The sequence below is a fragment of the Rhizobium sp. NZLR10 genome (assembly GCF_019685125.1).
GTDB lineage: Bacteria > Pseudomonadota > Alphaproteobacteria > Rhizobiales > Rhizobiaceae > Rhizobium.
In genome coordinates, this window is record NZ_JABDWE010000002.1 from 414,281 (window position 1) to 437,912 (window position 23,632).

25 protein-coding genes and 1 tRNA gene are annotated in these 23,632 nt (G+C 60.6%); 11 read left to right on the forward strand and 15 right to left on the reverse strand.

Annotated elements, in window-relative coordinates; genetic code table 11:
* Window positions 1-26: 26 nt before the first annotated feature.
* Window positions 27-719 carry a DUF599 domain-containing protein gene (locus HJB82_RS05245; protein WP_207580505.1) on the reverse strand — a complete coding sequence of 231 codons (693 nt, stop codon included), beginning with the start codon at window positions 717-719 and terminating at the stop codon, window positions 27-29.
* 276 nt (window positions 720-995) lie between these two features.
* Between HJB82_RS05245 and HJB82_RS05250 the strand changes: the two genes are divergently transcribed.
* On the forward strand, window positions 996-1,484 hold the full coding sequence (locus HJB82_RS05250) for a PAS domain-containing protein (RefSeq protein WP_207580506.1): 489 nt from the start codon (window positions 996-998) through the stop codon (window positions 1,482-1,484).
* A gap of 66 nt (window positions 1,485-1,550) precedes the next feature.
* On the opposite strand, the gene HJB82_RS05255 is transcribed toward HJB82_RS05250, so the two are convergent.
* Both HJB82_RS05255 and HJB82_RS05260 read right to left on the reverse strand, forming a co-directional pair.
* Window positions 1,551-1,931: a hypothetical protein gene (locus tag HJB82_RS05255; protein ID WP_207580507.1), complete on the reverse strand. Its 381-nt coding sequence runs from the start codon at window positions 1,929-1,931 to the stop codon at window positions 1,551-1,553.
* Window positions 1,932-2,009: 78 nt separating this feature from the next.
* On the reverse strand, window positions 2,010-2,690 hold the full coding sequence (locus tag HJB82_RS05260) for a hypothetical protein (protein WP_221132628.1): 681 nt from the start codon (window positions 2,688-2,690) through the stop codon (window positions 2,010-2,012).
* A 253-nt stretch (window positions 2,691-2,943) separates the two neighbouring features.
* Here HJB82_RS05260 and HJB82_RS05265 point away from each other — a divergent pair, with 253 nt between their 5' ends.
* Window positions 2,944-3,549, forward strand: a complete 606-nt coding sequence (locus HJB82_RS05265) for a TerC family protein (RefSeq protein WP_207580509.1) — start codon at window positions 2,944-2,946, stop codon at window positions 3,547-3,549.
* 95 nt (window positions 3,550-3,644) lie between these two features.
* Here the strand turns inward: HJB82_RS05265 and HJB82_RS05270 are convergent, their stop codons facing one another.
* Genes HJB82_RS05270 through metG form a run of 3 tightly spaced genes read right to left on the reverse strand, consistent with a single transcriptional unit; the run spans window position 3,645 to window position 6,810 of the window.
* Entirely contained in the window at window positions 3,645-4,469 is an 825-nt protein-coding gene (locus HJB82_RS05270) for an MBL fold metallo-hydrolase (RefSeq protein WP_221115997.1), read from the reverse strand.
* A 3-nt stretch (window positions 4,470-4,472) separates the two neighbouring features.
* The gene (locus HJB82_RS05275; protein WP_221115998.1) at window positions 4,473-5,255 is read right to left on the reverse strand and encodes a TatD family hydrolase; all 783 of its coding nucleotides are present in this window, start codon (window positions 5,253-5,255) and stop codon (window positions 4,473-4,475) included.
* A 4-nt stretch (window positions 5,256-5,259) separates the two neighbouring features.
* Window positions 5,260-6,810, reverse strand: coding sequence for a methionine--tRNA ligase (gene metG, locus HJB82_RS05280; protein WP_221115999.1), 1,551 nt, complete (start codon window positions 6,808-6,810; stop codon window positions 5,260-5,262).
* 234 nt (window positions 6,811-7,044) lie between these two features.
* Here metG and HJB82_RS05285 point away from each other — a divergent pair, with 234 nt between their 5' ends.
* Window positions 7,045-7,833: a sulfite exporter TauE/SafE family protein gene (locus tag HJB82_RS05285; RefSeq protein ID WP_221139658.1), complete on the forward strand. Its 789-nt coding sequence runs from the start codon at window positions 7,045-7,047 to the stop codon at window positions 7,831-7,833.
* Window positions 7,834-7,855: 22 nt separating this feature from the next.
* Here the strand turns inward: HJB82_RS05285 and HJB82_RS05290 are convergent, their stop codons facing one another.
* From HJB82_RS05290 to HJB82_RS05305, 4 genes are all read right to left on the reverse strand, one after another.
* Complete coding sequence (locus HJB82_RS05290; RefSeq protein ID WP_221139659.1) at window positions 7,856-8,881, reverse strand: DNA polymerase III subunit delta'; 1,026 nt, start codon at window positions 8,879-8,881, stop codon at window positions 7,856-7,858.
* A gap of 8 nt (window positions 8,882-8,889) precedes the next feature.
* A complete protein-coding gene (tmk, locus tag HJB82_RS05295) occupies window positions 8,890-9,570 on the reverse strand; it encodes a dTMP kinase (protein WP_207580515.1) in 681 nt (226 codons plus the stop codon).
* A gap of 147 nt (window positions 9,571-9,717) precedes the next feature.
* On the reverse strand, window positions 9,718-10,875 hold the full coding sequence (locus tag HJB82_RS05300; protein WP_207580516.1) for a D-alanyl-D-alanine carboxypeptidase family protein: 1,158 nt from the start codon (window positions 10,873-10,875) through the stop codon (window positions 9,718-9,720).
* 185 nt (window positions 10,876-11,060) lie between these two features.
* Window positions 11,061-12,155 (reverse strand): septal ring lytic transglycosylase RlpA family protein, encoded by a 1,095-nt coding sequence (locus HJB82_RS05305; protein WP_207580517.1) that lies wholly within the window; start codon window positions 12,153-12,155, stop codon window positions 11,061-11,063.
* 413 nt (window positions 12,156-12,568) lie between these two features.
* Here HJB82_RS05305 and HJB82_RS05310 point away from each other — a divergent pair, with 413 nt between their 5' ends.
* From HJB82_RS05310 to HJB82_RS05320, 3 genes are all read left to right on the forward strand, one after another.
* Complete coding sequence (locus tag HJB82_RS05310) at window positions 12,569-12,772, forward strand: hypothetical protein (RefSeq protein ID WP_207580518.1); 204 nt, start codon at window positions 12,569-12,571, stop codon at window positions 12,770-12,772.
* A 207-nt stretch (window positions 12,773-12,979) separates the two neighbouring features.
* Window positions 12,980-14,155, forward strand: a complete 1,176-nt coding sequence (locus tag HJB82_RS05315) for a GGDEF domain-containing protein (RefSeq protein ID WP_221139660.1) — start codon at window positions 12,980-12,982, stop codon at window positions 14,153-14,155.
* Between the two features lie 193 nt (window positions 14,156-14,348).
* A tRNA-Ser gene (locus HJB82_RS05320) sits at window positions 14,349-14,438 on the forward strand.
* 424 nt (window positions 14,439-14,862) lie between these two features.
* Here HJB82_RS05320 and HJB82_RS05325 read toward each other — a convergent pair.
* Window positions 14,863-16,299 carry an MFS transporter gene (locus tag HJB82_RS05325; protein ID WP_221139661.1) on the reverse strand — a complete coding sequence of 479 codons (1,437 nt, stop codon included), beginning with the start codon at window positions 16,297-16,299 and terminating at the stop codon, window positions 14,863-14,865.
* Window positions 16,300-16,431: 132 nt separating this feature from the next.
* On the opposite strand from HJB82_RS05325, the gene HJB82_RS05330 reads away from it, so the two are divergent.
* Both HJB82_RS05330 and HJB82_RS05335 read left to right on the forward strand, forming a co-directional pair.
* Window positions 16,432-17,325 carry a LysR family transcriptional regulator gene (locus HJB82_RS05330; RefSeq protein WP_221139662.1) on the forward strand — a complete coding sequence of 298 codons (894 nt, stop codon included), beginning with the start codon at window positions 16,432-16,434 and terminating at the stop codon, window positions 17,323-17,325.
* 119 nt (window positions 17,326-17,444) lie between these two features.
* Window positions 17,445-17,669, forward strand: coding sequence for an alkylphosphonate utilization protein (locus tag HJB82_RS05335; protein ID WP_221139663.1), 225 nt, complete (start codon window positions 17,445-17,447; stop codon window positions 17,667-17,669).
* On the opposite strand, the gene HJB82_RS05340 is transcribed toward HJB82_RS05335, so the two are convergent.
* The 3 genes from HJB82_RS05340 to HJB82_RS05350 form a co-directional block, all read right to left on the reverse strand.
* On the reverse strand, window positions 17,656-18,498 hold the full coding sequence (locus HJB82_RS05340; RefSeq protein ID WP_207580523.1) for a transglutaminase family protein: 843 nt from the start codon (window positions 18,496-18,498) through the stop codon (window positions 17,656-17,658). The genes HJB82_RS05335 and HJB82_RS05340 overlap by 14 nt on opposite strands.
* Window positions 18,499-18,604: 106 nt before the next feature.
* Window positions 18,605-19,477: a transglutaminase family protein gene (locus HJB82_RS05345; RefSeq protein ID WP_207580524.1), complete on the reverse strand. Its 873-nt coding sequence runs from the start codon at window positions 19,475-19,477 to the stop codon at window positions 18,605-18,607.
* 503 nt (window positions 19,478-19,980) lie between these two features.
* Window positions 19,981-20,136, reverse strand: a complete 156-nt coding sequence (locus HJB82_RS05350) for a hypothetical protein (RefSeq protein ID WP_018495827.1) — start codon at window positions 20,134-20,136, stop codon at window positions 19,981-19,983.
* Between the two features lie 87 nt (window positions 20,137-20,223).
* Here HJB82_RS05350 and HJB82_RS05355 point away from each other — a divergent pair, with 87 nt between their 5' ends.
* Window positions 20,224-20,361: a hypothetical protein gene (locus HJB82_RS05355; protein ID WP_207580526.1), complete on the forward strand. Its 138-nt coding sequence runs from the start codon at window positions 20,224-20,226 to the stop codon at window positions 20,359-20,361.
* Between the two features lie 546 nt (window positions 20,362-20,907).
* The gene (locus tag HJB82_RS05360) at window positions 20,908-21,162 is read left to right on the forward strand and encodes a GlsB/YeaQ/YmgE family stress response membrane protein (protein ID WP_207580527.1); all 255 of its coding nucleotides are present in this window, start codon (window positions 20,908-20,910) and stop codon (window positions 21,160-21,162) included.
* Window positions 21,163-21,235: 73 nt separating this feature from the next.
* Here the strand turns inward: HJB82_RS05360 and HJB82_RS05365 are convergent, their stop codons facing one another.
* Window positions 21,236-21,517: a hypothetical protein gene (locus HJB82_RS05365; RefSeq protein WP_026188395.1), complete on the reverse strand. Its 282-nt coding sequence runs from the start codon at window positions 21,515-21,517 to the stop codon at window positions 21,236-21,238.
* A 219-nt stretch (window positions 21,518-21,736) separates the two neighbouring features.
* Here HJB82_RS05365 and HJB82_RS05370 point away from each other — a divergent pair, with 219 nt between their 5' ends.
* Window positions 21,737-23,629, forward strand: a complete 1,893-nt coding sequence (locus HJB82_RS05370) for a peptidylprolyl isomerase (RefSeq protein ID WP_221139664.1) — start codon at window positions 21,737-21,739, stop codon at window positions 23,627-23,629.
* Window positions 23,630-23,632: the final 3 nt, after the last annotated feature.

Below are 23,632 nucleotides of genomic sequence, written 5' to 3' on the forward strand. Positions count from 1 at the left end.
GACGTTGCCCTGAACCGCAGGCAATCCTAATCCAGCAGTTTGCGTATGGCCATGATCCCCTTTGCAGCATCCGACCAGGATTGCCGCCAGATCAAAACGCCGACGCTGAGGACGGTCGCGACAAGGAAGGGTATTGGCCCAATGAACCAGAATGCGGCAGCGACGGTGAAGTAGTAGGATCGGACGCCGACGCTGAACGATCGAAGAGCCGGGTTCAAGACCAGGGTCAGGGCGTTCGTCCAGCTGACGATGTCCCTGTCTTCATCGCGCGACGGGCTCGCCCCGATCGCCGCAAGGCAATAGTTGATCTGCCGGACCGCCCATATGAAATCGGACAGGCCGCGCAACAGCGTCGCCATGATCAAGAGCACCTTGCATTGGAAGAACCAGGCGGGATCCTGCGCCGCAAACATCGCGATCAGCCCGCCGCCCGATCCGTAATTCGGCTCCATGAACAACGCACCGCTGAGCCCGACGATGACGATGAGGTTGGCCGATCCGAAGAAGGATGCCGAATTGATCGTGTGCCCGAGGATCGCCGCGTCGCCGATGAAGTTGTTGTCTCGAGTCAGCACCTCGCGCATCCAGGCCGCGCGAATGCGCACCATGTCGACGGAAAGACTGTCGTTCCGCCGCGGCCATCCCATTGCCATCAAAGGCTCGAGTGCCATCCAGACGAGAAGGAAGAATACGATCGCCGCGACGTTCAAAAAATCCATGGTGTCCCCCGAACTGAATGGCGTTTTTCCAGACACTACTTCGAGGGAACGGCGGCTCCAAGCGTCTATCGTCGTCCCCGGGTTCCTTCGGTGCGCACAAGCGCCAAGGCGCTACCAGCGGCGCGTCGCGAGCTTCTATGGCAGTCTCGGGCCTCGTGCACGAGGAAGATCAAAAAAGTCGATATTGCGTCCGGTCGAAAGGCGACTAAGATTGAGTGGCACCAGCCGCGTGACGTGGTCAACCGGCAGCGCTGGCGGTCAGACTGGGGATACGGAATGGACCTTGCCGAAGAGCCTGGCATCTTCACGTGGGACTTGGCGACCGACACGGTTTATGCGGATTCGGCGCTGGCAAACCTCTTTGGGCTTGATCCGGAGCAGACCATCTCGGGGCTGCCGATCATAAAATACCTCGACAGGATTCACCCGGACGACAAGCCATCCGTGGCCAAGGCGATTTCAGACTCTGTGATGACAGGAGATCCCTACCGCCATGACTATCGGGTATTTGATGGAAGCGGGCAAATGGTGGCCGTGGCCGCTTTCGGCCGCTGCTTCCGGGATCAAGCCGGAAACCCATCGCAGTATGCGGGCATCGTATTTCGGACGACTGATCACGTCCAGCAAGACGAATTGTATGCTCACTGCAGGGAAGCGCTGAAAATCGCGCAGTCATCCGGCCTGCAGACGACGGCCGATGCGCTTGAAGCGATTCTGAAAGAGCTTGCCAAGCCGATGCCTTCGGACGTTGTACCGCTTCATTGACTTCCTTCCAAGCCATGGTGTCGATGGGTCTGCTCTTGCCGCGCTGACCGCTCGTCCCTCAGCCGGTCACCGCCGCCTCGCCTCCCAGGCATGGCCGGCAGAGCCCGCAAGCAGCACGTCGAACGGCAGGCGCCGAACCAGCCTGGCGGCAACGAAGGTCGCGCCGATCGCCGCGGCTAGCTTTGCCCAAGGGTAGTCGCCGAGCTGAACATGGGCGTTTGCATCGACCGACGTGGCCTTGGCTTTGAGTGCCGCTTCGGCATCCTCGCGCAGCGCGGATATTCGGACCCGCAGCAGCCTTAGCTCCTGCCGCAGGGCGTTCAGGTCCTGATCGGCTTTTTCACGCGCGGTCTCGGCGGCGGCATCCGCAAACGGCGGCTCACCTTCGGCGATCAGTTCATCGGGGTCGAGCGGAAGGTGGCCGTCCCGGTTGATGGATGATTGCATGGACATGTCCTCCAATGACAGGCGAGAGAAAATAGGGCCCGGCATCGCCACCGGGCCGTGGGTTACGGCAGGTACTCATCAGTGGTCGCGTCGGAAACCCTGGCTCTGGTTGGATCCGCCTTGCGACTGGGTTTGCGATTGGCTATTGGCATCTTCCGACGGCGCGGCATCCCTGCCGCTCAATGTGTAGGCACGCACCTTGGCGCTTCCATGCGCGCTGTCGCGCATTGCGACCGGGCGTGCATCATCAGAAGCCGACGCCTCGAAGGCACTTTCGGACACAGCGAGGTCTTCTGACGCTTTGCCGCCAGAGGACTGGCCGGCAAAACCGGTATTGGATGCGCCTTGCTGCCGGTCCTCTAACGACCAGAGGTCCGCCCGGTCATCCATATCGATGCTGCCCTCGTCGTCGAGAATGTCGTGGACGGTCTCATAGAGCGCGTCATCGATATCATTGACCTGGACGAGGAAGCCGCCTCGCCGCAGCCCTTCTGCGTATACCGCACGATCCTCATCGGGAAAGAAGAAGTCCGCCAGCGCGTCGAAGAAACCGCTGCGGTCGTCGCCCATCGTGCCGGCGGTTTTTCCATCCGCCTGATATCCCGGCATCAACCTGATTCTGGCAACCGGCACACCCGCGTCCTCAAGACGAGACACGGCGGATTCGGCTTCCGAGCGGCTGTCGAAAAATGCGGTGAGGCTGCCGCCCCCTGTCGGGCCTGAGAAGGCCGGATTGGTATCGTTATAAATGCTGCTCATGGGATTGTCCTCTCGATGCATAGACCCACGCCGTCGATCCGCCGGCTGGTTTCCTGTTCAGAAAAACAGGTGGACGACAGGAATGTTCCAAGCGAATGCGGAGGATGTAATGGCGGCTCCCCGATATCGAAATGAGGAACGTTTTGGCATCGAGGATCGTTGTCCGGCGCCGCCGCAATTCCAAGCGCTGTAGCGGTTGACGTCAAACCTTCGAGACGCTAGCACGGCTCTTGACGCATCGGGGATAATTCATATGGACATCTTTACGGCAGCCGGTCTCACGGCTTTGCTGCAGGTCATTGCTATCGACCTCGTTCTCGCCGGCGACAACGCCGTGGTTATCGGTCTTGCCGCTGCCGGCCTCGAGGCCACGCAACGCCGCAAGGCGATCATCGTCGGCATTCTGGCAGCGACCGTCCTGCGTATTCTCTTTGCCAGCGTCGCGGTCTATTTGCTGGCGGTTGTGGGCCTGCTGCTTGCCGGCGGCCTGCTGCTCCTGTGGGTCTGCTGGAAGATGTGGCGCGAGATTCGTGCCGGCCATGGCGACAATCACGATGCGGCGAGTGCCGAAGGCGCGCCGAGAAAGACCTTCTTTCAGGCGGCGACCCAGATCGTCATCGCCGACGTCTCGATGTCGCTCGACAACGTGCTCGCCGTTGCCGGTGCCGCGCGCGAACACCCGAGCGTGCTGGTCATCGGTCTTGCCCTGTCGATCGCGTTGATGGGCATCGCTGCCAACCTGATCGCCCGGTTGCTCAACAATCACCGCTGGATCGCCTATGTCGGCTTGCTTATCATTCTCTACGTTTCGCTCGACATGATTTATCGCGGCGCCGTCGAGGTTATGCCCTACGTATAGTGGCCCTGGAGCAGAATGATTTTAGGCCGGACCGGCCTGAAATCTGAATTCTGTTCGAGGTGTTCAGTCCCGGCAGCGTGCTCTGGAGGCGGGGCTCAAGCCCCGATCCTCACTTCGATTTCGAAACTCATCTGGTCATAGGCCGGCACCACGTGGTCTGGCGTTTCAGCCATCACCGTGTCGTAGTCGAGCGGCGTGTGCATATGCGTGAGGATCGCCCGTTTCGGCTTCAGCCGGCCGATCCAGTCGAGCGACTGTTCCAGCGACAGGTGGCTCGGATGGTAGGTATACTGCAGTGCGTCGATGATCAGCACATCGAGATTGTGAAGCTTGTCGACGGTCTGCGGCGGAAAATCGCTGATATCGCTGCAATAAGCCACATCGCCGATACGGAAACCGAGCGAATGAATATCGCCGTGCTGCTGGATATGCGGATGAAACTGTATCTTGCCGCCGGGGCCGCGGATTTCGACGGGTTCGTCGAGGTTTTCGATGACAATGGGCAGCACTATCGGCGGATAATTGCTGCCCGGCGGCGTTTCCAGGCAATAGCCGAAGGCCTCCCGCAGCCTGTCCATCGTATATTGGTCTGCAAAGATCGGCACCCGGCGGCGGGTGTTGTGAAAATAGCCCCGCAGATCGTCGATGCCATGAATATGGTCTGCATGTGGATGGCTGTAGAGCACGGCATCGACATGGTCGGCCCCCGCCCTGATCATCTGCTCGCGAAAATCCGGTCCGGTGTCGACGACGACGGTGGTGACACCGCCATCCGGCGCAAATTGCTGCACCATGAAGGCGGCGCGCGTGCGCCGGTTCTTCGGATTGTCGGGATTGCAGGCGCCCCAGTCGCCGGTAATACGTGGCACGCCGGGTGACGACGAACAGCCGAGAATGGTGAAGCGCCGCCGGTAGAGCACGCGCTAGACCCTCGGCATCTTCGTAAACAGGCGCAAAGCGTTCTCCGTTGTGATCCGTGCGACCTCTGCGTAGGAAAGGCCGATCGTCTCGGCGAGCACCTCGGCGGTGTTGACGACATAGGACGGTTCGTTGCGCTTGCCCCGCCAGCGCTTCGGCGCCAGATACGGCGCGTCGGTTTCCACCAGCAGCCGATCCTGCGGGATTGTCTTGGCGATCTCGCGCAGCTCTTCCGACTTCGGGAAGGTCAGGATGCCGGAAAAGGAAACATAGCCGCCGAGTTCGACGCCGGTCCGTGCCAGTTCCGCGCCTGCCGAGAAGCAGTGCAGGATGAAGGGGAAGGCCCCCTTCCCCGTTTCCTCGGTCAGGATCGCTGCCATGTCCTTATCGGCGCTGCGGCTGTGGATGACGAGCGGCAGCTGCGTCTCGCGCGCCGCCGCGATATGGCGCAGGAAGCCGGTCTGCTGGTCCTCGGGGTTCTGCGTGTCGTAGAAATAGTCGAGACCGGCCTCGCCGATCGCCACCACCTTCTCATGGGCATTGGCAAGCCGCACCAGTTCTTCCGTCTGGATATCCAGCTCTTCGTCGGCATTGTTCGGATGCGTACCGACCGAGCAGAACACCGATGGATATTTTTCGGTGATCGCCAGCAGCCCGTCGAGCTTGCGCACCCGCGTCGAGATCGTCACCATCTGCTTAACACCGGCCTGGTGGGCGCGCGCAACGATTTCGTCACGCTCCGCCTCGAAGTCGGCGAAATCAAGGTGGCAATGCGTATCGATCAGCACGGCCTCAAGCCTCCGGAGCCACGTAGCGCGGGAAGACCGGCGTCGGCGCTTCGAGCGGCGTTCCGGCAACGAGACGGCCGGCTTGCCCGAGAGCAGCGAAGTCGCGCTTGTCTTCCGATGCCGCGACGAGATCGAGCAACTTGCCTGATGAATCAGGCATGAATGGCTGTAGCAGGATGGCGATCTGGCGTACGACTTCGGCTGTGACATAGAGCACCGTGCCCATACGCTCGGGATCGGTCTTCTTCAGCGCCCACGGCGCCTGCCCGGCGAAATAACGGTCGGTTTCGGAAACGACCGAAATGATCGAGGCGAGCGCCCGGTGGATCTGCTGCTTGCCCATGTCGTCGCGTGTCGAGGCATGCAGCGCGTCGGCCTGCGCCAGCATTGCCTTGTCCTCGTCGGTCAGCGGCCCGCATTCGGGGATCTTGCCGTCGCAGTTCTTGACGATCATCGACAGCGAGCGGCTGGCGAGATTGCCGATGCCGTTGGCGAGGTCCGAATTGATGCGGATGCCGATCGCCTCTTCGCTATAACTGCCGTCCTGGCCGAAGGACACTTCGCGCAGGAAGAAGTAGCGCACCGGGTCGAGGCCGAAATGGTCCACCAGATTGACGGGATCGACGACGTTGCCGAGCGACTTCGACATCTTCTCACCCTTGTTGAGCAGGAAGCCATGGGCAAAGACCCGCTTCGGCAGCGGCAATTTCGCCGACATCAGGAAGGCCGGCCAGTAGACCGCGTGGAAGCGGATGATGTCCTTGCCGATAATGTGCACGTCGGCCGGCCAGTATTTTGCCAACGGACCGTTCTTGTCCTCGATATAGCCGGTCGCGGTGATGTAGTTGGTCAGCGCGTCGACCCAGACATACATGACATGGGCGGGATCGTTCGGCACCTTGATGCCCCAGTCGAAGGTCGTGCGCGAAACTGAGAGGTCCTTGAGGCCAGACTTGACGAAGGAGATCACCTCGTTGCGGCGCTCGGCCGGGCCGATGAAGTCGGGATTTGCCTCGTAATGGGCAAGCAGCTTCTCCTGATATTCGGAGAGCTTGAAGAAATAACTTGCCTCTTCCACCCACTCGACCGGCGTGCCCTGCGGCCCGTAACGCACGCCGTCGGCGCGCAGCTCCGTCTCGTTTTCCTGGTAATAGGCCTCGTCGCGAACCGAATACCAGCCGGCATAGCTGTCTTTGTAGATGTCGCCATTGTCGGCCATCAGGTTCCAGATGTTGCGCGATGTCTCGTGATGACGCTCCTGCGTGGTGCGGATGAAGTCATCGTTCGAGGCATTGAGCAGCTTGGCCATTGCCTGGAATTCGCCCGAATTGCGATCGGCGAGCGCCTGCGCGGTGATCCCTTCTGCGCGCGCCGTCTGCTGCATCTTCTGCCCGTGTTCGTCGGTGCCGGTCAGGAAGAACACGTCCTTACCGTCAAGGCGCTGGTAGCGCGCCATCGCATCCGTCGCGATCAGCTCATAGGCATGGCCGATATGCGGCTTGCCGTTGGGGTAAGAAATCGCGGTGGTGATGTAGAAGGGTGTCTTGTCTATCATGGCGGCCAATGTCCGGCTAAGTCTATAAAAATGGTCAGCCGCTCTTAGCGCATGTCACCGCCAAGCGAAACATCAAGTTTTACCGCCGCCAATGATTTCCGGGACGTTAGCGTGGTGAACTTGACTCAGCTTCTGCCGCAATCTACCCGTCATGGAAAAGAGGGCGGGACAGAACGAAGTGCCAATTTTCATCTATCCGGTTTGTCGTGGCCGCGCGCCGTCGGAGGCGCTTGATTGACATTCGAACCTCTCTATTCACTTTCGGGCCTGTTTGTCGGCGCGCTCGTCGGCATCACCGGCGTTGGTGGCGGTTCGCTGATGACACCGTTGCTGGTGCTGCTCTTCGGCGTCCATCCCGCAACCGCCGTCGGCACCGATCTTCTCTATGCGGCGATCACCAAGACCGCCGGCACCGCCGTTCACGGCATGCACGGGCGCGTCAACTGGAAGATCGTCGGCAGCCTCGCGATCGGCAGCGTGCCGGCCGCCTTGCTGATGCTCTGGATGCTGGCAGGCGTCGATCGCAAAAGCATCGGCGTCACCAATACGATCACCACGGCGCTTGGCTGGCTTCTTGTCATGACCGCGATCATGCTGGTCTTCCGAGGCCCGATACTCGAGCTGGCGCGCCGCGCCATCGGCGACCGTACGCCGCCGCAGCCGAGAACCATCCTCGCCCTCACCGTCGTTCTCGGATTCCTCCTCGGCGTCCTTGTCACCCTGACCTCCGTCGGTGCCGGCGCCCTGGGCGTGACGATCCTGCTGGTCCTTTATCCCAGGCTCGACGTGCGCGAGATCGTCGGGTCCGATATCGTCCATGCGGTCCCGCTGACCCTGATCGGCGGAACGGGGTATTGGCTGATCGGCGAAATCGACTGGCCGATGCTGTTTGCCCTGCTCATAGGCTCTATCCCCGGCATCATCATCGGCAGCCTGGTGGCGCCGAAGCTGCACGAACGCACCATCCGCATCGTCCTTGCCTTGACACTCGCCGTCGTCGCCTGGAAGCTCTTGACCGGCTGACCGGAGCATCAGCATCCCGAGGTTAGAGGCCCGGCTGCTTGATGTCGGCGAGAATGCTGATGATCGTCTGTTTGCGGTCGAGGTTGTAGGCATCCGAAATGGCGAGCCGCTCGGTGATCTCGGAATAGAGCCGCGCCAGCCGCTCAGCAGTCGAGATCTGCCCCTCGCCTGCCGCTGCGCGAGCCCGGCTCATGATGTCGTCGCCGACATGGCTGACGAAGAAATCGAAGATCGTGTCACTTTCCCTGCCCGAAAGCGCGTCGGCCAGCCGATGCATGGCCTTGCGGGCGGTCGGTCCTTCGGCCGACAGCATCTCGTCGTAGGCGGCGATGATCTCGCCGCCGCCGTAGTTCAAGAGTTTCAGCGCCTCGCCGACGCTGCCCTTAGCGGCCGAAAGCACCGCCCCGCCCTCGCCTGATATGCCGAGATGGGCAAGCGCCGCCACCAGCGCATCGTCGGCAAGCGGCGCCAGTTTCAGCGGCAGGCAGCGCGAGCGGATCGTCGGCAGCAATCGTCCCGGCGCATGCGAGAGCACCAGAAACAGCGCTCGCTTCGGCGGCTCTTCCAGGATCTTCAGGATGGCGTTGGCCGCATTGCGGTTCATGTCGTCAGCCGGATCGATGATCACGATCCGCCAGTTGCCGGTGCCTGATGTCTGCGAGAAGAATTTGCCGGCGCGGCGCACTTCGTCGACGGTGATCGACGACTTCACCTTGCCGGTCTTTTCATCGACCGGCCGGGCAAGATGCAGGAGATTATGCGAGGCGCCGGAGGCGATCTGCCGGCTGACGGGAGAGGCCGGATACGGATCGCCGATCGTCTCCGGCGCACTCTCGGGATCGGGATGCGAGAGCACGTGATTGGCGAAGCGGAAGGCGAGCGTCGCCTTGCCGATGCCTTCCGGCCCCTCGATCAGGATGGCGTGGTGGCCCTTGCCGGACCGATAGGATTGCGCAAGGAAGGCTTCCGCCTCCTCATGGCCGAACAGCCTGGTATTTTCCCCCGGCCAGACGGCGCCGTCGAGCAGTCCGGGCCGGTCTTCACTCATAACGGGCTTCACTCATGATGGGCGGCTTCCGGCGTCCGGGCACGGTCCGCAGGCGACATGAGCTGCCGGACGATCGCCAGAATCTCGGCGGCGATCGCCTCTTCGCCCTGCATGGCGTTGATCACGTGACAGCGCTCCGGCTCGCGGGCGGCGATATCGAGAAAGGCTTCCCGCCGTTTCTCGTGCGTTTCGAGGCGCTCTTTCTCGAAGCGGTCGGGAGCGTCGGCGGCGGCGCGCTTCTGCGCCCGCTCCAGCCCGATTTTGGCGGGGATATCGAGGATCACTGTGCAATCCGGTATCACGCCGTTGATGGCGATGCGCTGCAGGGTTTCGATGAAATCGGGCTCGAGATTGCCGGTGATGCCCTGGTAGACGCGGGAGGAGTCAATAAAGCGGTCGCAGAGCACGATCTTGCCGGTGGCAAGTGCGGGCCGGATCACCTCTTCGACATGGTCGTTTCGCGCCGCTGCAAACAGGATCGCCTCCATCCGCGTGCCGAAGGCTTCGGCAGCCCCTGACAGCAGCACGTGGCGTACGGCCTCGGCACCCGGCGATCCGCCGGGTTCGCGCGTCATCAGCACGTCGCGACCTTCGCCCTTCAGTGCCTCGGCGAGGCGGCGGATCTGCGTGGATTTACCAGCGCCTTCCCCGCCTTCAAACGTAACGAATAATCCCGTACCGGATGACAATGACAACTTCCCGCATTCCGGGCGCCGCGCGCGCTCCATCTCTTCTATCTATCCGAAGATATCAGGGAGGAAAACCTTTCGCCGCGGCGACATATTCACCTTTCCCGGCAAATTGTATCAGAATGCCGGGGGTTCAAGCCCAGGCGTTCAGCCGGGCGCGGACTTGTCCCAGAGCCAGGAGAAAAACAGCGATTCGCCGAGTTCCAGCATGGCATCAACCGCCCGGCTGCTAAGCGAACCCTCACCGACCGCCTGCACGGTGTAGAGCGGCACTTCCCTGAGCAGCCGACTGCCCGTGAGAATCCTGAGCGTGCCTGCCTGGGTATTCGCCGTCACCGGCGCCGTCAGCGGCCAACGATAGACGATGCGTGCCGACAGCCTGTCGGGATTGCTGATCGGAATGTAGACGCTGACTGGCGCCTTGGCGATGAGATCGACGGTGCGCGCCGTGCCGCCATAGACGCTGGCAGAACCAATCACTTCCTTCTCGGCGAAGATTTGCCGGCTCTCGAAGGCGGTCAGGCCCCATTCGAGCACCCGCTTGGCCTCCTCCGTCCGCTCCTTGTCGGAAGCGATGCCGGCAAGCGCCAGAAACAGCCGCCTGCCGTCGCGCTCAACCGACGCGACGATCGAATAACCCTCGCCCTCGGTAAAGCCGGTGGCCAGCCCGTCGGCGCCGAGATCGAGCCCGAGCAGCGGATTGCGATTGCGCTGGAAAATCTTGTTCCACTCGAAATCCGGCTGCGCGAAATAGGGATAGAGCTTCGGATAGGATTGCTGCAGGGCCGTGGCCAGCGTCACCATCTCGCGCGCCGTCACCTTGCTCTTTCCATCGGGAAGGCCGGTGGAATTGCCGAACTCGGCCTTCTCCATGCCGAGCTCACGGGCACGCCGCGTCATCGACACGGCAAATTGCTGCTCGCTTCCAGCCATGCCTTCGGCGAGGATGATGCAGCTGTCATTGGCGCCCTGGATGGCGATGCCCTTGATCAGATCCTCGACGCGCACGCGCGATTTAAGGCTGGCAAACATCGTTGCCGTCCTCGACGGAGCGCCACCGGTTCTCCAGGCATACTCGGAAACCGGATATTCGGTATCGAACGTGATCTGGCCCTTTGTCACCGCCTCGAAGACGAGATCCATCGTCATCAGCTTGGCGAGCGAAGCCGGCGAAAAGCCCTGGTCTTCGTTTTTGGCGAGAAGCACCGTGCCGGTGGCGGCCTCGATCATATAGGCCTGCGTCGCCTTGGTGACGAAACCGGCAGCACCGCTATCGGCCGCAAGCGCCCCGGTGATGAACGGCATAAGGCATGCCAGAGCAATTCCAGCAAAAGTGCGTAGCGAAAAGGTTAGAGCGGTTCGGCGCTTCGATGGGAAGCTGAACCGCTCTAAAAGGCAAAGCACAGGCTTCAGCATCAACAGTTTCCATCGATCGAGCGGCGTGTCGTGAGGAAGTTAGAGCGAGAGGAAATCCGATGCAATTGCCGCGCTCAGCGCGCGGCGAATTTGGCCTGCTGGCGCTTGGCCGAAGCAAGGATCGACTCCTGCGTCAGCCCGTCGTTGCGCACCATCACCGCGTCGAAGGCGAGATCGACGGTTACCGTCTTCACGTCCTCGTTCTGGTAACCGAGCGCGAGAGAGCCAAGCGGCCGTTCGTAGGGCATGGGACCAATCTCCGGCAGCACGACCATCTGGTCGAAGGCCTGCGGGGCATTGTTGACGGACGGTGCTGGCGGCGCCACCAGAACATGCGCACCCGGAGCAAGAGCGGGTGCCGCATTATAGCGCGCGCTCGGCGTCGAGCCGGCATAGGAGGTCGCCGACATCGGTACCGGCACGTTGGCCGGCGTCTCGTAATCTTCCGAACTCTGCAACTGGTCGCGGGTGATCTTGCGGCTGTTGGAGGCGACCATTACGCCGGTTGCGATCTGGCCTTCCGGATTGACGCCGGGAAGACGGCTGCCCTTCGGCGCGTAGGAGGCCATTAGATAGGGCATGTCGTGTCCGTCCATGCGGGCGCGACCGACATATTGCACGCGCACCTTGCCGGTGCCGCTGTGCTGCAGATCCAGCATGTCGGCCGTCTTGTTCGAAAGGTCGATGATGCGGCCTTCATGATAGGGGCCGCGATCGTTGACGCGCACGATGACGGAGGAACCACTTTCGAGATTGGTGACGCGCGCATAGCTCGGCAACGGGAAGGTCGGATGCGCCGCGGAAAGATGCATCTGGTCGTAGACTTCGCCGTTCGCCGTCAGGCGCCCATGAAAAGCCGAGCCATACCAGGAAGCGACGCCGACCTTGTTATAGGCGAAGTCTTCCTTCGGATAATACCACTTGCCCTTCACCTCGTAAGGGTTGCCGACGATATAGCGGCCGCCGCCCTTGGGGATATTGTTGCCGGTGGCGACCCTCGGGCTCGCCTTCACGCCATATTCGGATTCGGAGAAATATTCTTTGCCGTGGGATTTCTTCTTCGGCACCGCCTGCGTCGTGCCGCACGCCGCAACCGTCGCACACATCGCCGATACCGCCAGCCACCGTGCTGTCGTTGCGAAAGACGCCGCCCCGTATCCCAATGTCATATGCCCCACGCCGCTCAACGATCGTTATGGTTAAGGAACTTTGCCCCATACTGGGCCAATAACGCCTTATCCCCACCCGCCTAACGAGGATTTAATCTTGCTAAGTTCGTGGCAAATTTACGAACGATTTCGCAGCGATAGCGACAATTCTAATAATTATGGTTTATAAATCACTAACGCGAGCCTTGCCGCCCCGCCCTTCCGCTGCCGCAAAGAGGCCTGAAATTCCCGTGCCGATGCGGTGAATATGGTAAACATTCGGCCGCTTCAAAACGCTCGAAAAGCTTTATATTGAGACGCTGTCGGCGATATGACGCTATGCACACGCAGTGTCTCGTATTGACCCTCCGCAACTGCGCGGGAACGAAATGTCCGCCACCGGCTTTGAAGGTTTATGCCTTTGGAGGATCACCATGAACGATGAAATCATTATGCAGCTCGAGACGGTCAGCCAGCAGTTGCATGCCCGGTCTCGCGCGCTTTCTCAGCCAGATCAAGACAACGACATCGCAATCCTGATGTCGGCACTCGCGGTGACGATGGCGGCAGTTCGATCTCTTTGCGAGGATATGAACCAACTCAACGGTCCAAAGGGCCTCGGATCTGACGGACGTTAGATCTGATGTCTCCGGCGCAATTCACACAGAGCTTGCAGCGGCAACGAGATATGCGCCAAACGCAAACTCCCACCGGCGTCCAAAGCTTGCCGGCAGTATCTGAAAGAACAGCGCTTTCTTCCGTTGGATTGTCGCGCGGCGTTCATCGAAAAGTAGATTTTAGCCGCTATTCCAACCCCGCTTCTCATCTCATATCGGGTTCCGGCAATGGATCTTGCGACAGTCCTTCTTCTACACAAGTCTTCCTTCATCGTGGGGGCAATCTGCTTCTTTTACGTGAGATGGCGTTCTGGAGCGACGCCAGGGCTCGGCGTACTTGCCGTCGGTTTCTCCTTGCTCGCGATCGCCTCAACGCTCGCCGGTCTGGATGAGCGCCTTCACATGTCCAATGATGCCAGAACATTCTGGAGTTTTTCGCTTGGCGCCAATGGTTACGGGCTGATGGCGGTGGGTCTTTTCGGCCTCAGCCGGCGTCATAGCTCTCTTCGAGACTGGTGGCCGTTGCTCCTGCCCGTCGTTCTGACGCTGAGTGCCGCGATCACGCCGTGGTATTTGGACAAAGGGCTCAGAGCATCCGTGTTCAACGGCAACGCCGCCATTCTGCTTGCCTTGTCAGGGTTCGTGATCGCCCGCGACTTCTTCGACGAGCGTCTGACCGCGCGGCTCGGTCTTTCCGCGGCTATTTTTGTAGCGACGTCTCTCTCCGCGTTGGTCGTGGTCGGTTTCATCTTTCCCAACGATGCGCCTCTTCCCCCGCGCTACGCATTCTTTTTGCTGATCATCTGTCATTTCGCAGTGGCTCTATTCGTGCTCGTGCTCGTGCAGGAACGAGCCGAAGAGAAGCTAACCAGACTTGCCAATACCGATATGCTGACCGGCGTTCCCAACCGGCAGCATTTCTTCAATTCGCTTCCTAAAGGCCTCGGACCCGGAGACGCATTCGTCCTTATCGATATCGACTTTTTCAAGAGTGTGAACGATCGGTTCGGACACGACAAAGGTGATGTTGTTCTCGTAAATGTTGCTCGGACGATTGCTGACAGCATACCCCAGTCCAGCGTCTTTGGTCGGCTGGGCGGCGAGGAGTTCAGCCTCTTCCTTCGCGGCGAAACCGAGGCCTCTGCTTTCGCACTCGCGGAGCAGATACGTGAGGCGGTCAACGCCTTGAGTCTCGTCTTCGACGGAAAACAGGTCTCACTGACCGTCAGCGCAGGTGTGGCGCTGTGGGAAGCGGGCCTCACGGAACAGGACGTCCAGAAGCGTGCGGATCAGGCGCTTTACAGTGCCAAAAATAACGGTCGCAACCGGGTGGAGTTGTTCACCGGCATCGGGTTGACCAATAGCACCCCTGCACTGGAACTGCGATCGGCCCGCGCAGGCTGACAAACACTGGAGCTCGGTCACGCTCAGACTGACTGGCACGCCATAGCGGAATGCCGGCATATGCTACAGAGCAAGTTGACGCTGCGATCAAAGCTGCTAAAACCCAGCCATCGAGTGATTGGGTCGCAAACCGGCACTAACAGCCGGTTGGAAGAAATCAACGAAATGTGATTTCTTAACCTTTCAATCAGATGGAAGAGTGTCCGAGTGGTTTAAGGAACCGGTCTTGAAAACCGGCGTGCGGGAGACCGCACCGTGGGTTCGAATCCCACCTCTTCCGCCATACCGCCAGTCGGCAGGATTTTACTCCCTCGCATGATCTCAGAATGACGGTCCATCCGGCCTGAAATCATAGATTGCTGGAAAAGCTTGCAAGCTGACGGCCGGCAATAGCTCTTACAATGCCGGAGGGCGTGTCCGAGATGTTTTGTAGGGTCGCGGTGCGACCCGATTAAAGGGATTTACGGCCTGGATATAGCGTGACCGGCAGCTGAAGACGCCGCCCCACTCACGAAAACAGCGAGTAGACCCAGAGGCCAACAGAACCCCAGAAGATAACCGGCATCAGTATCATTCCCAAAACGAAAATCTTCGTCACCGCAAAACCCCGCAACTCCACCAATGCCGCAAAATCTATTACGGTGACCGTGAGTTGCCATGGGCACGAAGTCCGGGATCGATCGGACCTTGGTCTAAGTTTCGATCGCTTATTGCATAGTTAAATCGGAATTGGTTCGGCGCCGGTAGGTCGCCGCCGCGATGGCAAGCGCCGTAGCGATCAATGCCGCTGCGACAGCGAAGGTGATCTGCATGCCTGAATGCACGGCCTCGGGACGCGCCGCGGCGATCTCGGATGCTGCCGATCCGTACGCGAACACGGCTCCCATGACGGATGCGCCGGTGATCAGCCCGAGATTGCGCGACAGGTGGAGCACGCCGGAGATGACGCCGCGCTGGTCGGCGCAGACATCCGCCATAACAGCCGTGTTGTTGGCTGCCTGGAACAGCTGATAGCCAGGCGTCAGCACAGCGATGGCGGTGATGTAGCCGGCGATTCCGGGCAGCACGGCGAGAGCGATGGAACCGGCGGCCATGGCGACGAGCCCTGCGGCAATGACGAAGGGCGCGTCCAGACGATCGACCAGGCGACCGGCCGGGACACCGCTGAGGATGGAGATGACGGGACCGATCGACATGACGGCTCCGACCAGCGCTTCGTTGAGCCCGAGCGCACGGGAGAGATAGAAGGGCGCGACCACCAGCGTCGCCATCATGACCGTCGAAACGAGCGCGTTCATCACCAGACTGGCGGTGAGCACGCGATTGCGGAATAGCGCCACCTGGATCAGCGGCGATGCCGTTCTGACCTCGGCGAAGACAAAGAGAGCGGCGCCGAAGCCGGCGGCGAGCAGCAGTGCCAGGTTCAACAGGCCAAAGCTGCCATGCCCGACCGTCATTGCCAGCGCATAGGCCGAAAGCGTCAGGGCAAGCAGTAGCGTGCCCAATGTATCGAAGCCGGCCCGATCCTTCTTCTTCTGTCCGCCGATCTCGTCCGGCAGATAACGATAGGCGAGAACGAAGGTCGCAATGCCGAGCGGTACGTTGACGAGGAAGATTGCCGGCCAGCCGAAAGAGGCGATCATGAGCCCGCCGAGCGACGGCCCAAGAGCCGTGCCGACCGCCGACATCGTTCCGAGCAGCCCCATGGCGCTCCCGGTCCTCGCCTTCGGCACCGTATCACCGACAAATGCCATGGTGAGCGCCATCATGATGGCCGCGCCCAGACCCTGTAGCGCGCGCGCCGCAATCATCAGCCACAGCGTCGGTGCAAGGCCGCAGACGACCGAGGCCAGCGTGAAGAGCAGGATGCCGATGAGCAGCAGCCGGCGGCGGCCGGTAATATCGCCGAGCCGCCCGACGCTGACGATCAGCGTGGTGATGGCAAGGAGATAGGCGAGCACGATCCACTGGACGTCCTGGAAGGAGGCGTTGAACGCCCGCGCCAGGCTCGGCAGGCCGACATTGGCGATGCTGGTGCCGAGCGATGGCAACAACATGGAGAGGGAAAGACTGGTGAGTGCCCAACGGACGGAATATGTGCGTTCGACACCGGCCTCGCCTGGCTCTGCAATGATCGGCTTCACCGTGAACTCCTCGTTACTGCTCCCGAAACGGAGCGAAGGAAACATAACGCTCCGGCCGATATGGCGAAACGCGCAGCATTTGCATTGTATTGATGCGTTTGGCGCCACATCAAACAGTGTTATATCGGATGTATGTCGACACCCGATCTCAACCTGCTTGTCACCCTGGATGTGCTGCTTGCCGAAGGCAGCGTTGCGCGTGCGGCCCAAAGGCTGCGGCTCAGCCCGTCGGCGATGAGCCGGGCGCTGGCGCGATTGCGCGAAACGACGGGCGATCCGCTGCTGGTGCGCGCCGGCCGCGGCCTCGTCCCCACGCCCCGGGCGCTCGAACTGCGCGAACGGGTCGGCCGGATCGTCGAGGAGGCGCAAACGGTCCTGCGCCCTGCCGAGGCGCTCGACCTTCAACGCCTGGTCCGAACGTTCACGCTGCGCGCCAGCGAGGGCTTCGCCGAGAGCTTCGGACCCGATCTTATCGCCCGCCTCGGTGGTGATGCGCCCGGCGTGCGGCTGCGTTTCGTGCAGAAGCCAGACAAGGACAGCGCCCCATTGCGCGACGGAAGCGTCGACCTGGAAACCGGTGTCGTCGGCGACACGATGGGCCCGGAGGTGCGGGCGCAGGCCCTGTTCCGCGACCGCTTCATCGGGGTCGTTCGAACGGGGCATGCGCTTTGCCGGGACGATGTCACACCCTCCCGATATGCGGCCGGCCGGCACATCCATGTCTCGCGGCGCGGGCTCGACAAGGGCGCGATCGATGAAGCCCTTGATGCGCTCGGGCTGCAACGGCAGATTGCCACCATCGTCGGCGGTTTTTCCACCGCGCTGGCTCTCGCCCGCGCGTCGGATTTGATCGCCAGCGTGCCGGAACGGCACACCGGAGCTTTGCGCCAGGGGATGCACAGTTTTCCCCTGCCGGTTCCGACCCCTGAGATCACCGTTTCACTGCTGTGGCATCCCCGGATGGATGCCGATCCGGCCCATCGCTGGCTGCGCGGCTGCGTTCGGGACGCTTGCGCGGCGGGGTGATCGGCGGCCACGTCGAACTGACCGGCGAGTGATCGATCCGTTCGCAATGGTTGACTATCCCTTGTAGACGTGATTTCCCGCGCCCAAGATCATCAGGCGAATTATCAGGCGGAAACATCATGGCCGACGACATCATCGTAAAGGACAGCAACGGAAGCCAGCTTCACGATGGCGATTCCATGACGCTGATCAAGGACCTCAAGGTCAAGGGAACCTCCGAGACGCTGAAGCGCGGAACGCTGGTCAAGGGCATTCGCCTGACCTCCAATCTCGGCGAGATCGAGTGCAACACCAAGCAGGTCAAGGGTCTGGTGTTGAAAACGGAATTCATCAAGAAGGCATAGGATCGGCCTCGCCCGCCCCGTCCTGCGGCACTTCCTCGGTGATCACCTCGAAGCGGGAGAGCGTTGCCGGGCCGAAGGCCGTCGACATCGCGACGTCGGTGGCGTCGCGGCCGGTCCCCATCAGTATCCTGCCGATGCGCGGCCTATTGTGGCGGGCATCGACCGTATGCCAGTGGCCGCCGAGAAAAACCTCGAACCAGGCGCTGAAATCCATTGGATTGGGATCGATCGGGACACCGATATCGCCGAGATAACCGGTGCAGTATCGGGCTGGGATATTCATGCATCGGCAAAGCGCGATGGCGAGGTGGGCAAAGTCGCGGCAGACGCCGGCCTTGTCGGTGAAGCCGCCATGCGCGGTTCGCAGCAAATCGGCCTTCTGGTAGTCGAAGGTGATGTGGTCATGAACGAAATCGCAGATCGCCTGGACGCGCGCCCAGCCGAGCGGCGTCGACGAGAATGTTGCCCAGGCAAAATCGCCAAGCCTGTCGGTGTCGCAATAGCGGCTGCCGAGCAGGAAGACGAGCACATCGTCCGGCAGGTCATTGATCGCATGTTGGATGGCATCGTCGGGAACTATGTCCGGTTGCCCGCTGTCATAGATCTCGAATTCCGTGGAAATCGTTGTAAGGCCTGGCGGGGCGACGATCCGGCTGCAGGCATTGCCGAACACATCGGTATAGCCCCAGGCCTCGATCGGCTGGTCGAATGTCAGCACCTGCTCGCTGAGAAGATCGGCGCGACGGGAGGGATGAATATTGAGGACGAGCAGCATCGGTGTCGGCTGCGTACATTCATAGCCCAAATGAAACCCGGCGCGTATCTTCATTGTGGCTTCCTTGTGTCCCACATAGGTGGCGTGACTATGCAACGTGGATCGCGCTGCCCGGTTCCCGCAGCCGCGGCTGTCGCCGCAAAACTCGGGATGTCCGATATTACTTCGTGGTGACGTTGACCTGCACCGTCATGCTGTCGAAATCCGTCCCATCCCCATCATAGCTGCCGCTCAACGGGACTGCCTGGCGCGGATCGCGGGCAACGGCGACACGAATGAGATCGCGGTTGCCGACGATCCCATTGGTCGGATCGAACTCCGTCCAGCCGGCGCCCGGAAGATAAATCTGGCACCACGCATGGGTGGAACCGCCGCCGAGCACGGTGGAGCCGTCGCGATCGGGAACATAGACATAACCCGTGACAAACCGCGCCGCGAGGCCGAGGACGCGTGCCGCCTCCATCATCAGCAGCGCGAAATCCCGGCAGGTGCCGGAGCGAAGCTGCAAAGTCTGCTGCGGCGTCTGCGTTCCGTGCTCCATCCGGCGCGCATAGACGAAGCTTTCCCGAATGGCATAACAGAGCGTCATCAGCAGATGCCCGGTCTCTGTCGGACGTCCCTGCCGCACGAACTGGCGCGCCCAGCGTCCGACATCGTCGTTGGGGTCGGGATAATGGCGCTGCATCGCCGGCGTCAGATCGGCAATTTCGTCCTTGTCGTAGGAGAATGGATAGGTCAGGGCCTGGTCGTCTACCTTGAGATCAAGGGCGACCTGGGGTGTGTGATCGAGCGTGATCCAGGTTTCGAAACGAAGCTCGGACGCCGGCCTCGAAAAATCGATGAGCGCCACGCAATTGCCGAAAACATCGTGGATCCAGCGCACATGACTTTCCTTAGGATATATCGTCAACGACGCTTCGATCAGCCGCTGGTCAAAACTGTCGCGCGGCCGGAACATCAGGCGATGCTCGCCGAAATCGACCGCCCTGACGTACCGATAGGACGTGATGTGGCGGACGGAAAAAATCGTCATCGGCCGCCGTCCGGTAATCTTTTCACTTCCTTGCTCCAAGACGGCGACGCCGCTCTTCCTCTACGGAGGCGCCCTCGCCGCTTCGCCGCTCATCCCGATTTCTTGTCATATAAGCACATTCGAAAAATTGCTATTCTACATCAAGCGATCGACGGCAGAGCCGTCCAACCTAAGAGGATAAAATGCATATCATCTGGGACGTTCTGACGCTTCTGCTGACAATCGGCTCGCTCTATGGCGGTCGCGAATACCGGATTATTCGCGCCCGTGCCCGCGCCCAGAACTGGGGCAACTTCTGATTGGATTAGACTTGAACGCATCGCTGTCGCCACGGTGGCGGTTACGTCGAATGACGTAAAGCCATACGCTTAAGGAAATGCTTCATTAGCCGAGACGGCGTCTATCCGTCCATTCTCCCTGTTATTGCAAGCCCGCCTCACCCCAGGCGGGCTTTTTTCGCCGTTGACCCTTCTTCGCCTGCCGCGAGAATATTGGCGCGCGTCTCACTTCTTGGCACCTGCCGAAAGCACCCGATGTGTCGCATTGTCCATGGCGTGGCTCGCCTCCTGCCCATCCTTCTTCAGCCCGTATGCGGTATTGCCGCAGCCGGAAAGCGTGAGCAGGCAGATGCAGGCGATGGCGATTGCAGCTTTTGACATCGAGTTTCCCCAGATGGAGTGGCGATCAGGGAAAGATGATGCATTTCCTGCCAAAATCAATCCGCCGGCCTTCGGTGCGGATCGCATATGGAACTCTATGGCGCGAGCGGCGTTTACAGAAGCCATCCAACCGGGATCAACGACATGGATTATCAGATTGCCTTCGCCGCGACCGTCGCGACAGCGTCCTTCCTCGTCTTCATGCTCGTCGTTCACCGGACATAATCGCCCGGAGGTGTGTAGCGGTGCCGGCAGAACCCCATGCATTAAAACAAAGCGCTAAAACGCGTTGCATGAATTATTTTGATGCGACGGACTTCAGACGTTCATAGCACCGACGACACGACGGAGATTAAGGTTGGCACAATAAACGCAGCTTATCCGTCAGTGCACCCCTAAATATTAGACAAGAAACGTTTCAATTTATACAAGCATTTAAACCATTATCGAATGTATTTAATTTTAGTTAAATGTCACGTTTAACTATCCATTAACAATATCCTTGCGCGCCGTCCACTTCCGCTTATGCTTTATGCAAAGGGGAGAGGAACGATGTTTAGCAAAAGCCTGATCATGCCGGTGGGATTTGCAATACTTGCCATTGCTGGCCTCTTGTTTCAGATTGCTATCCACGCGTTGGAGTCCCCTGTTACCATGCTGCAGCCGTAAGTCACATAAGCTGCTGAACGCGCGAGCAATCTCGTAACTGGGAGTGGAACTTCCCTTCGATTCGTGCATTCTGTGACTCGTTTTGCCAGGAGGGAGATAATCATGGAAAACGCAGGCGTGGGTTGGATTGCAGCCATCATCATCGGTGGCATCGCCGGATGGCTGGCGGAAAAGGTCATGAGCAGCAGCATGGGCTTGCTCATGAACATATTGCTCGGCATCGTCGGCGCCATCGTCGCCAACTGGATCCTGGGTCTGTTGCACATCCAGCCGCTTGCAGGTTGGCTGGGTTATCTGATCACCGGCTTTATCGGTGCCTGCATCCTGATTTTCATCGGGCGCGTCATCCGCCGCTGAAGGTCGCGCTAGCCTTCAAACATCGAAAGCCGGGCTATCATTGCGCCCGGCTTTTCATTGTCCTGAATTCTTTCTAGCGGCGGCTCAGCAGGCCGAAAACATAGGCAATGCCTGCCGTCACCGCGAGCGCCATCAGCGGTTCTTCACGAACCTTGTCGCGCAGCTGTTCCGTCATCAGCGATGCCTCGTCGGTCACCGCCGACTTTGCCCCCTGGCCGAGCGCGACCACGCTTTCCGTCAGCCGGGAGAGATCGTTGCGAAGGGCCGCGACCTGCGCCGACAGATCGTCTGCTGCGATATCGGCCTTGACCCGCGCAGCGGTGGATTCGGCGGAAGCGGTTTTCAATTCAGCCATGGTCTGCTCCTGTTTCATGGGATGCGGCTTCAACGAAATAGCGGCCCGAAAGGTTCCGCCGCAACCGATCTTTTGTTCGCCGCAGAGCCGCCACGCCGCCGCCGCCGCCCGGCGCAGCTTTTCGCGCGACAAACCCTTCATTTCCTGTCGCGTTTGTTCTAAGGAACGTCAAATGTCCGCCCGCGCGCGGGTTAATGATACTGCGAGGTTTGCGTTTCTATGTTCCATATCCTGAGAAGAGCCGCTCAGACCTGGGTCGCCAAGCTGCTGATGCTTCTGCTGGTCGCGTCCTTCGGCATCTGGGGCGTCTCCCGGTCGCTGATTACCGGCAGCAACAGCACCACGGTCGTGACCGTCGGCGATCAGCATGTGGACGTCAACGAATTCCACCTCGCCTACCAGCGCCAGGTGGCAAGCCTCAGCCAGCAGTTCGGCACGCGCCTCACGCCGGAACAGGCCCGCGCCTTCGGCGTCGAGCAGCAGGTGCTGGCCCAGCTCGTCGCCGGCGCCTCGCTCGATCAGCTTGCCGAAGAAATGAACCTCGGGCTGTCCGAAGATCGCCTCGCCCAGTTGATCGCCGATGATCCTGCATTCAAGGCTGTCAACGGCAAGTTCGACCGTGAACTCTTCATCTCGCGCCTGCGCAATGCCAATATCCGCCAGGATGATTACATCAAGGAGCGCAGCAAGGTCGCCGTCCGCAGCCAGGTCGTCGATGCCATCTCGAACGGCTTTACCGCTCCGAAGACGCTGGTCGACGCCCTGAAGCTCTATGGCGGTGAAAGCCGCAGCGTCGACTATTTGCTGCTCACCAACGCCAATATCGAGCCGATCAAGGCGCCTGCCGACGACGTGCTGGCGGCGTGGTTCGAGGGTGTGAAGCAACGCTACCAGGCGCCTGAGTACCGCAAGCTCGTCTATCTCAAGCTGCAGCCCGCCGATATCGCTGACGCAGCGACGGTCGCCGACGACCAGATCCACGAAGCCTTCGACAAGAGCAAGGATACCTACCGCACGCCGGAAAGCCGCACCATCGAACAGCTGACCTTCACCAGCAAGGATCTTGCCACCGCCGCCGAAACGGCCCTGAAGGGCGGCACCAGCTTCGATCAACTGGTCTCCGACCAGGGCAAGACGGCAAGCGACGTACTGCTCGGCGAGTTCACCAAGGACAAGGTTCCCGACCAGGCTGTTGCCGATGCGGCCTTCGCGGTTTCGCGCGATGGCGGCACGACACCTGTGGTCGAGGGCTCCTTCGGTTCCGTCATCCTGCGCATCACCAACATCAAGCCGGAAACGACCAAGAATTTCGACGAGGTGAAGGAGGACATCCGCAAGCAGCTGGCGCTTTCCAATGCCTCTCAGGAAGTGATCAACGTTCATGACCGCATCGAGGATCTGCGCGCCGGCGGCGCCACGCTCGAGGATATCGCCGGCCAGTTGAAGCTGAAGGCCGTGGCCGTCGACGCCGTCGATATGACCGGCGCAGACAAGGACGGCAAAGAGGTCAAGGATATTCCCGTCAAGCAGCAGCTGCTCGGCGAAGCCTTCAAGACCGAGGTCGCCGTCGATGCGCCGCCGCTGCCGATCGGCAATGATGGCTATGTCTGGTTCAACGTCCGCGAAATCACGCCGACCCGCGAGCGCCCGGTCGCCGAGGTGCGCGAAAAGGCGGTCGAGGACTGGACGGCGGAACAGCAGAAAGCCGAACTTGCCAAGAAGGCCGACGAATTGAAGGCCGCAGCCGCCAAGGGCACCGCGCTTGCCGATATCGCAACGCCGCTCGGCATCGCCGTCGAAAGCAAGAGCGGCGTCACCCGCTCAACCGATGATCCGGTGCTTGGCCGCGCCGGCGTCACCGCCGCTTTCTCCGGCCCCATCGATACGGTCGCGAGCGCTGTCGGCGCCGATCCGTCGACGCAGATCATGATGAAGGTCACAGAGGTCAACAGCGAGCCGACCAGCGATGCGCTGAACAACCGCGATGCCCAGATCACCGCCATGGCCAATGCCGCAGGCGACGATATTCTCGATCAGATGGTCAACCTGCTGCAGACGCAGTACGGCGCGCAGATCAACCAGACGCTCGCCGAACAGGCGACGCTTCGTTAGGAG